This is a genomic window from Arenimonas malthae CC-JY-1 (genome assembly GCF_000747075.1).
Classification (GTDB): domain Bacteria; phylum Pseudomonadota; class Gammaproteobacteria; order Xanthomonadales; family Xanthomonadaceae; genus Arenimonas; species Arenimonas malthae.
In genome coordinates this window covers 1-12,527 of record NZ_AVCH01000214.1, presented here as the reverse complement: position 1 = coordinate 12,527, position 12,527 = coordinate 1, and the positions used below count along the sequence as shown (strand labels likewise).

The following is a 12,527-nucleotide window of genomic DNA, read 5'->3' as shown; positions in this document are numbered from 1 at the left end:
GGTTTCGATATCGAGGTTGCCGGTGTTGGTGACCGTGCGGTTCGGCGGGATGATCAGCTCTTCGGCGATCAGGCGCGGGGCGCTGCTGCCCGGGACGGTCAGGGTGACCATCGGGGTGGCCTGCAGGATCACGTGCTCCCAGCCGGCGTTGAAGTTGAGCGTAGTGTTGCCGCAGCGGTAGCCGCCGACCGGATGCAGCGCGCCCGCGTCGGTGTGCACGCACATGCGCAGGTTGCCCTGGCTGCCGTTCGTGTCGCAGGAGTTGCGCGACAGCGGCTCGCCCTGCGGCGCGAAGCCGTAGGACCAGCTGTCGTTGTAATACCAGCCCACGCCATTGGCATCGTGCGGGACGTTGTAGCCGCCCGGGTTGGTGACCGGGTTGCCGGTTTCGAAGAACACGTCGGCGCGCGGCGCCGCGGCCACCAGCGTGAAGTTCGGATCGCCCACCGGACGGCAGGCCAGCATGATGTTCTCTTCCGAGCATGCCGCCAGGATCGTGGCCATCGGCACGCCGGCGGTGGCGAAGGTGTTGGTGCTGCAGACGGTCCAGCCGCCGGCGAGGACGGTGGCTTCAGGCACGTTCGCCTGCACGCCCGCCGGCATGTAGCTCTGCGCGGCGGCATCGCCGGAGAACAGGAGGCCCGCCGCCAGCAGCAGCGAAGCCTGGGTGGTGTATCCGATCTTCATGTTTTTTCCCCTGGGTGGAAGACAACGCAGGCCGGCGGGGAGGGCAGGGCACCCGACCCAGGCGCGGCCGCGCTTGGGCGGAGTCTATGCCTCCGCCCGGCCGGGTGCCATAACTCCCTGGTAGGGGGGGGCTCAGTTGCTGCCCGGCCGCACCATCACGTGGTTGCTGATGGCCCCGGCGTCCGGGTTGACCACCTGGTACAGGGCCCGGACCACGGAATCCGGGGCCGCGACGGTGAGCTTCAGGGCCGCCCGGGGCTCGGCCGTGAAGCCGGTCAGCACGTCCCGCAGGTCCAGCACCCGGGTGCTGCGGGCCTGCACCACGCCCGAGGCCACCCCGGTGGAGATGACATTGCCGGTTTCGCCCAGTACCTCGATGCGGAAGGCGAACCCCTGGGGGCCGGTATTGGTGATCACCATGCGGCTGGTGAAATGCGCCGGCACCTCGGCCAGGGGGGCCTGCAGCTCGGTGCCGTTGCGGGTGATGCGGCCCAGGGCCAGCGGGCCGCGGCCGGACACCTGGTAGGTGGCCGGGTTGGCCGGCACGGCCTCGAGCGACACGGTGTAGTGGCCCGCCTCGACCGGTTCGTCGCCGGAGAGGTAGCACAGGAACTGCCCCAGCACTTCGTTGGCGCCCACCGTGAACACGGCTCGCTGTTCGTCGAAGCCGTCCGCGGCCTGGCCCGGCACCGAGCAGTCGGCCAGTGCGCTCAGGTACACATCGGCGGCCCGGCTGAAATCGCCCTCGAACACCAGGGCGGTGGCCGGCGCCAGCAGGTCGGCCAGGGTGATGGGCGTGCCGGCGGCGGTCAGCGGCTGCAGGCCGCCGGTGAGCGACTGGCGGGTGCCGTGGCTGAAGCCGCCCAGCTGGGCCAGGTCGCGGTTGAAGGTGGGCGCGGCGGTGACGAAGGCGCTGAAGGCCGGCGGGTACAGGGCCTCGACGTCGGCCGTGGCCTGGCCCTGGCTGTCCACCCGCAGCAGGTAGCTGGGCGCGAACGCCAGGTAGGCCCCGGAGCGGGACACGACGCGCCCCACGATGCCGCCGCCGGTCGCCTGCGAGGGCTGGTCGTACAGGCCGTAGCTGCAGGTGACGTCGTTGGTGCTGGTGATGGCGCGGGTGCCGGTGACCAGCAGGCGGTCGGCGGCGAGCACGGCGTTGTCGCCGGCGGTGATGGAGAAATGGATGGCGTCGGTGCCCAGGCCGTTCACCGCGCCCACGCCGGCGAGGCCGCCGCCGAGGTAGCTGACCACGGCGTCGTCGCCGAAGCGCATGCCCGGGCACTGGATGCGCACGTGCCGCACTTCGCCCACCGAGAAGTTGTAGGCCAGCGGGGTGGACAGGTCGAGCACGCCGCCCGGGTTGGCCAGTTCCACCGGCGCGTCCGGCGTGGCGATGATTTCGGCCGCGTAGGTGCGCGGCGCGGCCGGCGCGGCGTCCAGGTCCACCGCCTGCACGGCGGACGTGGCCAGGAGGGTGGCGGAAAAGACGAGGCTCGGTCGGAAAGGGCGCATGGGCATCAGGGAATCAGGGGCCGGGACCGCAGGTTGCCCGCCCCGACCGCCCGAGTCCACCCCAAAAGGAAAGGGCCCGCTTCCGCAGGCCCTCCCTTCACAGCCTTTGTAGGAGCGGCTTCAGCCGCGACCGCTCCCCGCCGGGCTCAGTTCAGGCCCGGCCGCACCATCACGTGGTTGCTGATCGTGCCCGAGTCCGGGTTGACGATCTGGTACAGGCCCTGGATCTGGCCGTTCGGGCCCGAGATGGTGACATTGAGCGTGGCGCGCGGAGCGGCGGTGAAGCCGGTCAGCACGCTGGTCAGGTCGACCACCTTGGTGCCGCCCGCCGGCACGGAACCGGTGAGGTTGGCGGTGGAGATGACGTTGCCGGCCTCGCCGAACACCGCGACCTCGTACGGACGATCCTGCGAGCCGGTGTTGGTAAGCACCAGGCGCGACAGGTAGTTGGCCGGGACCTGCGCCAGCGGGGCCTGCAGCTCGGTGCCGTTGCGGGTGATCACGCCCAGGTCCAGCGGGCCGCGACCGGTGACGTTCCACAGGGCCGGGTCGGCCGACACGGCGTCCAGGGCCACGGTGTACTCGCTGGCCGGAATCGCCACGCCGTTGGTGGCAAAGCACAGGAAGTGGTCCATGGCGGCATTGCTGCCGATGGTGAACACGGCTTCCACGTCGTCGAAGCCGTCGGCCGACTGCACGTTCACCGAGCAATCCGCGTTCGGGCTGAAGAACACGTCCGAGGCGCTGTCGAAGTTGCCCGAGAACACCAGCGCGGTGTCGGCGTCCATCAGGTCGGCCAGCGTGACCGGCAGGCCCGAGGGCGCGCGCGGCTGCACCACGCCGTTGACCTGGTTGGCGGTGCCGTAGCTGAAGCCACCGACCTGGCCGAGCAGGATGTCGAAGGTCGGGGCGCCGAGCACGAACTCGCTGTAGGACGGGTCGTCCGACTCGACATCCGCCACCGGGTTGCCTTCCGAATTCACCACCAGCGCGTAGCTGGGGACGAAGCGCAGGTAGGGGCCCGACACCGTGGCCACGCGGCCGTTGGCGCCGCCGGCCTGGGCCTGCGACGGGAAGTCGTACAGGCTGTAGGTGCAGTTCACGTCGGTGGTGCCGGTGATCTGGCGCGAGCCTTCGATGATGAGGCGGTCGGTGCCGACCACGCCGTTGTCGTTGGCGGTGATGGAGAAGTACATGGCGCTGCCGCCGAGGCCGTTGATGCTGCCGAGCAGGGCATCGCCGGCACCGGTGTAGGTGGCGACTGAGTCATTGCCGAAGCGCAGGCCGTTGTCGCACTCGAAACGCGCGTAGCGCACTTCGCCGACCGAGAAGCTGTAGCCGAGCGGCGAGGACAGGTTGAGCGAACCGTTGTTCACCAGCGTCACCGGGCTGCCCGGCGAGGCGACGATTTCCTGGGCGTAGATGCGCGGCGCGGCCGGCGAGGCATCCAGCGCCACGCCCGGGGAGACATAGCCAGTCGGGGCGAAGAACTCGCCGATCGAGTAGGGCTGCGAGCCCACCGGGATCGTCAGGGCGATGGTGTTGGTCAGCGTGTCGATCACGGCCACGCTGTTGGTGTTGCGGTCGGCCACGTACAGGAAAGCCCCGCTCGGGGTGACGGCGGCGCCCAGGGGGCTGGACATGCCGAGGATCGTGGCGGCCAGCGTATCGGTGGCTGCATCGATGGCATAAACCTCGCCCGAGGCATAGTTCGTCGCGTAGGCGCGCGAGCTGTCGGGCAGGAAAGCCACGGCGGCCGTATTCGTGGTGCCGGGCACGGTGCCGACGGTGCTGGTGCCCAGGTCGATCGCGCTGACCGCGGCGCCGATGTCATGGGCGACATAGGCCTTGCCGCCGTCCGGGGCGACGGCCACGGTGATCGGGTTGGCGCCCACCGCATAGGTCTGCACGACGGTGCGGGTGGTGGTGTCGACGGCCAGCACTTCGGCCGTGCCGCGGTTGGCGATGAGCGCGCGGGAACCATCCGGCAGGAAGTCGCTGAAGATCGGGAAGTTGAAGCCGGCGATGGTGTCGACGACCGTGTTGGTGGTCGTGTCGATCACGGAGACGCTGCCCGAGCCGGCATTCATGACCCAGGCCTCGGCACCGTCCGGGCTCACGGTGACGGCATAGGGCTGGACGCCCACGGCCACCGTGGCGATGACGGTGTTGGTGCCGGTGTCGATCACCGAGACGTTGTTGGTGACCAGGTTGGCGATGTAGGCCCGGGAGCTGTCCGGCGTCACCGCCACGCCCCAGGGCTGCGTACCCACCGGGACCGTCGCGATGACCGTGTTGGTCGCCGCATCGATCACCGACACGTCGTTGGAGCCCGCGTTGGGCACGTAGGCATAAGGCTGGGCGGCGGCCTGGGTGGCGCCGAGCAGCAGCAGTACGGACATCAGAAAACGCATCATGGTCATCCCCTGTGGAAAGAATCGCCGGGGGGATGACGACGCAACGCATGGCGGCAAGACGCCACCAGAATGACGTTCCCCCCGAAACGCCAACCGGGAGGGTGCCGGTTCAGGAACCGGCTGTCCAATTGTTTTTTTCTCAGTGGGCCGGTCCCGGCGGGGCTTATTCGACCGACAGCGCCTGGGCGTGCTCGCGGGTGGCCGCGAATTCGAAGTCGGGCCAGCGCTCCTGGGTGAGCTGCAGGTTCACGCGCGAGGGCGCCAGGTAGACCAGCTGGCCGGCGGCGTCCACGGCCAGGTTCATGGCGTTCTTCTCGCGGAACTCCTCGAGCTTCTTCGGCGTGCCGCCCTTGACCCAGCGGGCCGTGGCCACCGACACCGGCTCGAAGCTGGCGTCCACGCCGTATTCGTCCTTCAGGCGGTAGGCCACCACGTCGAACTGCAGCACGCCCACCGCGCCCAGGATCAGGTCGTTGCTCATCAGCGGGCGGAAGAACTGGGTGGCGCCTTCTTCGGACAGCTGGGCCAGGCCCTTTTGCAGCTGCTTGAGCTTGAGCGGGTCGCGCAGGCGGGCGCGGCGGAACAGTTCCGGCGCGAAGTTCGGGATGCCGGTGAAGCCCAGCGACTCGCCCGCCGTGAAGGTGTCGCCGATGGAAATGGTGCCGTGATTGTGCAGGCCGATCACGTCGCCGGGGTAGGCGGTTTCCACGATCTCGCGGTCGGAGGCCATGAAGGTGAGCGCGTTCGCCAGCTTGACTTCCTTGCCGCTGCGCACGTGGAAGGCCTTCATGCCCGCCTCGTACTTGCCCGAGCACACGCGCAGGAAGGCCACGCGGTCGCGGTGCTGCGGGTCCATGTTGGCCTGGATCTTGAAGACGAAGCCGGAGAAGGTTTCCTCCTCCGGCGCGATCTCGCGGCGGGTGGTGGCGCGCGGCTGCGGCGACGGCGCGTGTTCGACGAAGAAGTCGAGCAGCGGCTGCACGCCGAAGTTGTTCACCGCCGAGCCGAAGAACACCGGCGTCTGGCGGCCGTCCAGGTAGGCCTGCTTGTCGAAGGGGTGCGAGGCGCCCTGCACCAGTTCCAGCTCGTCGCGCAGGTCGGCCAGCATCTGCCCGCCGATGCGCGCGGCCAGGCCCGGGTCGTCGAGCGAGGCGAAGATGGTGCTGTCCTGGCGGGTGAAGTTGCGGCCCTGTTCGTACAGGTGCACTTCGCCGCTCACCAGGTGCACCACGCCCTTCAGGCGCTGGCCCATGCCGATCGGCCAGGTGATGGGCGCGCACTGGATGCCCAGCACGCGCTCCACTTCGTCGAGCAGCTCGATGGGCTCCTTGCCCTCGCGGTCGAGCTTGTTGATGAAGGTCATGATGGGCGTGTCGCGCAGGCGGCAGACCTCCATCAGCTTGATGGTGCGCTCCTCGACGCCCTTGGCCACGTCGATCACCATCAGGGCGCTGTCCACGGCGGTGAGCACGCGGTAGGTGTCCTCGCCGAAGTCGGCGTGGCCCGGGGTGTCGAGCAGGTTGACGATGCGGCCCTCGTAGGGGAACTGCATCACCGAGGACGTGACCGAGATGCCACGTTCCTTTTCCAGCGCCATCCAGTCGGAGGTGGCGTGGCGGGCGGCCTTGCGGCCCTTCACCGAGCCGGCCATCTGGATGGCGCCGCCGAACAGCAGCAGCTTCTCGGTGAGGGTCGTCTTGCCGGCGTCGGGGTGCGAAATGATCGCGAACGTGCGGCGGCGGCGGGTCTGGGTCAGGTGTTCGGACATAAGCCGGCGATTATACCCGCCGGGCCCGGCTCAGTCCGGCTGGCAGTCCTGGCGCAGGTCCAGCGCGGTGGCGATGTTGCGCCAGTCGAAGGCGCCGACGCCCTCGTCGTCGTGGGCGGCGTAGAGCGCGCCGTAGGGGAAGGCCCGGGTGGCGGCGGCGTGCAGCCAGATGCCGTCGGTGAGCGCCACCTTTTCGCCGGTGAAGCTGCCCAGGTAGCCCAGCTCGCGCCGGTCGAACACGTGGAAGACGGTCAGGTCGCTGTTCTGGTCGGTGGTCACCCAGTAGCCACTGCCGTCGGGGCAGGCCCACAGCGCCACGCCCTCGGCCTGGGCCTTGAAGCGCTCGCGCGGCAGGTTGCGGCCGGTGTAGCGGCCGGCCAGGTCATACACGCGCAGGGTGGTGCCCACGCGCAGGTCTTCCTCGGCGATCAGCAGGCGGTCGTGCATCGGGTCGCCGGCGATCGATTCCACCATGCGCAGCGCGCCTTCCTCGGTGGTGTCGCCGAACTGGCCGGCCAGCCGGGCCTCCAGCGCGTCGCCCTGCACGTCGATGAGGAAGCGCTTCACGCGCTCGTCGAGTTCGTCCATCGGCGGCAGCAGCTGGATGCGGTAGTCGGCCATGAAGCTGTCGGTGACCAGCATTTCCAGTTCGCCCGGTGCGGTCTCCCGCAGCCACAGGCCATAGGGACTGCGCAGCACGTCGGCGCCGACCAGGGCCACGGGCCTGAAGTCGGGCAGGCGCAGCACCTGCACGCGGTGGTTGTCGCGTTCCACCACGAACAGCAGGTCGCCGAAGGTGGCGATGCCGTTGGGCCGGTTGAACCGGCCGGGGCCGTCGCCCGGGCCGCCGAAATCGAGGCGGTGTTCGCCGGTGTCGGCGTCGTACACGACCAGGCGGTGGGTTTCCTTGGCCGTGGCGATGAGCCAGGTGGCGCCGTCGGGCGCGGTCCAGGTGGCGACCGAATCGATTTCGTCCTCGGGCCGCGCCGGCGTCAGGAAGGCTTCGGGCACGGCGGCCGCCTCGGCGCCGAACACCCGCGGCATGGGCCGGGACGACGGGTCGGGCAGGGCGGGCCTGGTGGTGGCGCAGCCAGCAGCCAGCAGCAGCGTGGCCAGGGCGGGGAGGGCGCAACGGAAAATTCGGTTCATTCCGGAAGTATGCGCAAGGCGGCCCGCGCCGCGTCAATCCCCGATTGGCGGCCGGCGGGCAAGCGGCTACCGTAGGGCCAAAGGGGAAAGCCACCGACATGTCGCTGCGCGAGCTGAGCACCCGCTTCGAACCCGTCGTCTGGGGCCTGCCCCTGGTGCTGGCCGTGGCCGGGATGATGGCCCTGGTGGCCTGGCTGGCGCCGCCGCCGCCGCCGCCGGCGCTGCGGGTGGCGGTGGGGCCCTGGATCGGCTACGAACCGCTGGTGCTGGCCAGCGAAACCAACGACCTGCCGGAGTCCGTGCGCCTGGTGGAGTCGGTGTCGAACACCGAATCCACCCAGCTGCTGCGCGAAGGCATGGTGGACCTGGCCGGCTTCACCCTGGACGAGGCGATCCGCCTGGCCTCGGACGGCGTCGACCTGCGCATCCTGGCGGTGTTGTCGGATTCGCGCGGCGCCGACGCGCTGGTGGCGCGCCCCGGCATCGAAAGCCTGGCGCAGCTGCGCGGCCAGCGCGTGCTGTTGGAAGACACCGCGGTCGGCCAGCTCATCCTCGACCGCGCCCTGGCCGAAGGCGGGCTGTCGCAGCTCGACATCCGCAAGTCGCAGGTGCAGGCGTCCTACCTGGCCCGGCGCTGGCGCGAGGGCGACGCCGCCGCCGCCGTGGTCTACGAACCCTTCCTGTCCGAACTGGAAGCCGAAGGCGCGGTGCCCCTGTTCAGCACCGCCAGCCATCCCGGCCTGGTGCTGGACGTGCTGGTGGCGCGCACCGACGTGCTCGAGTCCCGCCGCGACGACGTGGTGGCCCTGCTGAAGGCCTGGGACCGCAGCGTCGCCGCGTTCCGCAAGCCCGATGCGCTGCCGCTGGCCCTGCTCACCGCCGACGGCCGCGTGGACGACGACGGCTACCGGCACGCGCTGTCGGGCATCGCCTTCTTCGACCTGGGCGAAAGCCGCCGCTTCTTCGCCGGCTCGCCTTCGCCGATGCAGTCGTCCATCGACGCCCTGGCCGCGATCCTGCGCGAAGGCCCGCTGGGCGCCGACCTGCGGGTGCCCCCGGCCATCGTCGACGCCCGGTTCGTGGAAGCCGCGCTGTCCGGCGCCACGGCAGGGGAGGCGCCGTGATCGTCCGCGCGCTCACCGCCCGGCCCGCCCGCGTGATGCTGCCGACGATGCTGCTGGTGCTGTCGGTGGCGGCACTGGCGGTGCAGCTGTTCGTCATCCTGGGACGCATCGACGATTCGGCGCGCGCGGACGTGGCCGAGGACGTCAGCCGCGTGCTGTGGGCGCAGGCTCGCCGCATCGATTCGCAGGCCGAGCTCGGCATCCGCCATGGCACCGCGCGCCTGGTGGGCGGGCTGGCGGTGGACCCGCGCGTGGCCGCGGCCTGGGTGGTGGATGGCGACGGCAAGGTGCTGTCCTCGCTGCATCGCCGCGACGTCGGCAAGGACTTCGGCAGCCTGCTGGCGGCCCGCCCGGCGGCGGTGCGCGGGGCGCTTGCCTCCGCCGCCTTTGCCGGCAATTCGGGCCGGGCGCTGTTCGCAGGCAACACGCCGGCGATCGCGCTGTCGCAGGAAGTGCTGGTGGGCGTCGATCCCACCCGTTACGCCATGCTGGTGGTGGAGGCCGACGCCGGCCCGGTGACGGCCAGGCTCCGCCATGAAGCCGGGCGCCGCTTCCTGCGCAATGCCGCCGGGGTGCTGGCGTTCACCCTGGTGCTGTGGCTGCTGCTGCGCGCCGCCTGGACCGAGCGCACCCGCAAGCTGCAGGCCGCCGCCGCCCGCCTGTGGTTCGAGGGCGAACCGCTGGACACCGGCGTGCGCGGTGGCGACGAGCTGGCCGACGTGGCGCGCGAGATCGAGCAGGCTTCGGCGCGGGTGCGCCGGCAGGCGCGGCTGCTGCGCACCGTCAGCCAGGCCAGCCTGGCGGCGCAGCGCCTTACCGACCGCAGCGCGCTGGGCATGGAAATCTGCCGCATCCTGGTGCAGGAAGGCGGCTACACGATGGCCGGCCTGATGCGCCTGCAGCCCGACGGCCACACGCTGGTGCAGGCCACCCTGGTGGGCTTCGATCCCGAACGCAACCGCTTCCCGGACGCCGACCTCGACGACCCGGCCGACGCCGACCGTCCCACGGTGCGCGCCCTGCACACGGGCGAAACCCAGGTGCACAACGACCTGGCCAGCGAGGCCAGGCCGACCGCGACCATGGTGCAGATGGGCGCCCTCGGCCTGCGCGCGGCGGTGGTGGTGCCGCTGGTCGAGATGGGGCAGAAACTGGGCGTGCTGATCCTGGCCGATCGCGAACCCCACCGCTTCGACACCGACTTCCTGGTGGCCATCACCAGCGCCGCCGCCGACATCAGCGCCGGGATCATCCTGCGCGAACGCGAACAGCTGGCCGCCGACGCCGAACACCGGCTTACCGTGGCGCTCAATGCCGCCGCGCTGGGCACCTGGGAAAACCACCTGGGCACCGGCGAAATGCGCGCGAACGCACGCTGGTTCGAAATGCTGGGCCTGAACCCGCACCGCGACGCCGAGGCGGCCACGACCTGGCGCGAGCGCCTGCACCCCGAAGACGCGCCGCTGCTCGAACGCGCCTACGCCCGCCTGGCCGACCCGGCCATCAAGCACTTCGAGATCGACATGCGCCTGCGCCACGCGGAGGGCCACTGGGCCTGGATCCATTCGCGCGGCATGGTGCTCGAGCGCGATACGCAGGGCCAGCCGCTGCGCCTGGCCGGCGTGCACCTGGACATGACCCAGCAGCGCCGGGACGAAGCACAGCTGCGCATCGCCGCCGACGCCTTCGCCAACAGCCACGAGGGCATCCTGATCTGCGACGGCGACGGCGTGATCCTGAGCGTCAACCGCGCCTTCGAACGCGTCACCGGCTACACCGCGGAAGAAGCCGTGGGGCGGCCCCCGTCCATGCTGTCCTCGGGCCACCAGGACGAGGCCTTCTACCAGCGCATGTGGGAAGAGATCGCCCAGCGCGGGCGCTGGGAAGGCGAAGTCTGGAACCGCCGCAAGAGCGGCGAGGTATACCCCGAGTGGCTGGCCATCACCCGCATCCGCCACGAGGGCGGGCGCGTGAACTACCTGGGCCAGTTCATCGACATCTCCGAGCGAAAGCAGGTGCAGTCGCGCATCGAGGAACTCAGCCGCACCGACCCGCTCACCGGCCTGCCCAACCGCCGCAGCTTCGGCGAATTCGTCGCCGCGCGCCTGGCCGGGGCGCAGCCGCGGCTGGCCGTGCTCCTCTTCAACATCGACCGCTTCAAGCAGGTCAACGAATCGCTCGGCTACGGCACCGGCGACGAGGTGCTGAAAATGCTCGCCGGGCGCCTGGCGGCGGTGTTCGGCGAGGGCAGCACGCTGGCGCGCGTGTCCGGCGACGAATTCGCCGTGGCCTTGCCGGGCGCGGGCGAGGCCGAGGCGCGCGCCGTGGTGGACAAGCTGCAGCTGGACCTTCAGCAGCCCTTCGAAATCGCCGGCCAGCGGCTGGTGCTGGGGCTTAGCGCCGGCCTGGCGCTGTCGCCCGAGCATGGCACCGAGGCCGAGCTGCTGCTGGTGTCGGCCACCGCCGCGCTCAACCTGTCGCGCAGCGAAGGCGAGCGCCGGCTGGCGGTGTATTCGCCGCGCCAGCCCGGCGCCAGCCTGCGCCGGCTCACCCTGGAATCGCAGCTGCGGTTGGCCCTGCAGCGGCGCGAGCTGTTCGCCGTCTACCAGCCGCAGGTGGCGCTGGCCGACGGACGCCTGGTGGGCCTGGAGGCGCTGGTGCGCTGGCGGCACCCCGAGCGTGGCGTGGTGCCGCCGGGTGAATTCATCCCGGTGGCGGAAGAGGCCGGGCTGATCGCCGCCATCGGCGACTTCATGCTGCGCGAATCCTGCCAGGCGGCGGTGCGCATGCACGCGGCCGGCCTGCCGCCCGTGCCGGTGTCGGTGAACATCGCCACCGGCCAGCTGCGCCGCGCCGATTTCCTGCCGCAGGTGCTGTCCGAACTCGAGTCGTCGGGGCTGGCGCCGGCGCTGCTGGAGATCGAGATCACCGAATCGATGCTGATGGCCGACGTGCAGTCCACCATCAGCCTGCTGGCCGCGCTGCGCGAGCGCGGCGTGCGGGTGGCCATCGACGATTTCGGCACCGGCTATTCGTCGCTGGCCTACCTGGGGAGGCTGTCGCTGGACCGCCTGAAGATCGACCAGTCCTTCGTGCGCGACCTGCGCGTGCCCGGGCCCGCCGAGGGCATCGTGCGCACGGTGATCGCGCTGGCGCGCAGCCTGCGGCTCAACACCCTGGCCGAGGGCGTGGAGCAGGCCGAGGATGCCGAGCGCCTGCGCGCGCTGGGTTGCGACGACGCCCAGGGTTACCTCTACGACCGCCCGCTGGCCGAGGCCGACCTGCTGGCCAAATACCGGACCTGAGCCCGGCATCCATCGCTTCATGCGGATGAAGGGATTGACAGCCGTCGCCGGCAGGGGCAAGCTTGGCGCCGCAATCCCATCGAGACCGGCTGAGGGGGTAGGCCCAATGACGCCGGGGCAACCCATGCACGAGCAATCGCGCATGAAGGTGCCAATTCCTGCGGGGACTTCGTGTCCGCCGAGAGATGGGTCGTACCGTTCCCCGCGCCGCGGGGGCGCACGACACCTTTCCGCCGCCGGAACTCCTTGGGGCCAGACCACCCAGGAGCCGACGATGAGCCTCAGCACCGCCCCCCACGCCGAACCGGCCGAAACGCCGGTCCCCTTTGCCACGCCTGCGCGCCCGGCGCGCCGCTTCGTGTTCGAGCTGCCGCTGGCGATGCGCCACGCCGGCCCGCGCCGCGTGGTGCTGCGCGGCGAATGGCAGGGTCCGGCCGACGCACCCGTGACCGTGGTGGCCGGCGGCATCTCCGCCGGCCGCCACGTGGCGGGCGACGCCGCGAACCCCGGCTGGTGGCCGGCGCAGGTGGGCCCGGGCCGCGCCATCGACACCACCCGCCGGCGC

The 12,527-nt window shown here is 70.8% G+C and carries 7 protein-coding genes, 1 pseudogene and 1 riboswitch; of the genes and pseudogenes, 3 read left to right on the top strand and 5 right to left on the bottom strand.

The features are described from left to right. The 5 genes from N790_RS14575 to N790_RS14550 all read right to left on the bottom strand — a co-directional run. Positions 1-687, bottom strand: a 687-nt coding sequence (locus tag N790_RS14575; RefSeq protein ID WP_156970107.1) for a hypothetical protein, incomplete at its 3' end; no start/stop codon positions are given. Positions 688-819: 132 nt separating this feature from the next. Continuing rightward, on the bottom strand, positions 820-2,205 hold the full coding sequence (locus N790_RS14565) for a hypothetical protein (protein WP_169742195.1): 1,386 nt from the start codon (positions 2,203-2,205) through the stop codon (positions 820-822). A 140-nt stretch (positions 2,206-2,345) separates the two neighbouring features. After that, positions 2,346-4,616: a YVTN family beta-propeller repeat protein gene (locus N790_RS15425; protein ID WP_169742194.1), complete on the bottom strand. Its 2,271-nt coding sequence runs from the start codon at positions 4,614-4,616 to the stop codon at positions 2,346-2,348. Positions 4,617-4,779: 163 nt separating this feature from the next. Continuing rightward, positions 4,780-6,384, bottom strand: coding sequence for a peptide chain release factor 3 (locus N790_RS14555; RefSeq protein ID WP_043805419.1), 1,605 nt, complete (start codon positions 6,382-6,384; stop codon positions 4,780-4,782). A gap of 30 nt (positions 6,385-6,414) precedes the next feature. Beyond that, entirely contained in the window at positions 6,415-7,533 is a 1,119-nt protein-coding gene (locus tag N790_RS14550; RefSeq protein ID WP_043805418.1) for a hypothetical protein, read from the bottom strand. 98 nt (positions 7,534-7,631) lie between these two features. Between N790_RS14550 and N790_RS15420 the strand changes: the two genes are divergently transcribed. The 3 genes and pseudogenes from N790_RS15420 to N790_RS16755 all read left to right on the top strand — a co-directional run. Continuing rightward, positions 7,632-8,657 carry an ABC transporter substrate-binding protein gene (locus tag N790_RS15420; RefSeq protein WP_052385994.1) on the top strand — a complete coding sequence of 342 codons (1,026 nt, stop codon included), beginning with the start codon at positions 7,632-7,634 and terminating at the stop codon, positions 8,655-8,657. Beyond that, positions 8,654-11,962 carry a bifunctional diguanylate cyclase/phosphodiesterase gene (locus N790_RS15415; protein WP_156970106.1) on the top strand — a complete coding sequence of 1,103 codons (3,309 nt, stop codon included), beginning with the start codon at positions 8,654-8,656 and terminating at the stop codon, positions 11,960-11,962. The genes N790_RS15420 and N790_RS15415 overlap by 4 nt, the downstream gene beginning before the upstream one ends. A gap of 73 nt (positions 11,963-12,035) precedes the next feature. Further along, positions 12,036-12,154, top strand: a riboswitch (SAM riboswitch). A gap of 82 nt (positions 12,155-12,236) precedes the next feature. Further along, positions 12,237-12,527, top strand: a pseudogene (locus N790_RS16755) (homoserine O-succinyltransferase MetX); the annotation flags it as partial.

What these genes read in the sequence shown, in the direction of transcription:
- N790_RS14565 (WP_169742195.1), bottom strand. Translation starts at nt 2,205, where the DNA reads ATGCCCATGCGCCCTTTCCGACCGAGCCTCGTCTTTTCCGCCACCCTC.
- N790_RS15425 (WP_169742194.1), bottom strand. Translation starts at nt 4,616, where the DNA reads ATGATGCGTTTTCTGATGTCCGTACTGCTGCTGCTCGGCGCCACCCAG.
- N790_RS14555 (WP_043805419.1), bottom strand. Translation starts at nt 6,384, where the DNA reads ATGTCCGAACACCTGACCCAGACCCGCCGCCGCCGCACGTTCGCGATC.
- N790_RS14550 (WP_043805418.1), bottom strand. Translation starts at nt 7,533, where the DNA reads ATGAACCGAATTTTCCGTTGCGCCCTCCCCGCCCTGGCCACGCTGCTG.
- N790_RS15420 (WP_052385994.1), top strand. Translation starts at nt 7,632, where the DNA reads ATGTCGCTGCGCGAGCTGAGCACCCGCTTCGAACCCGTCGTCTGGGGC.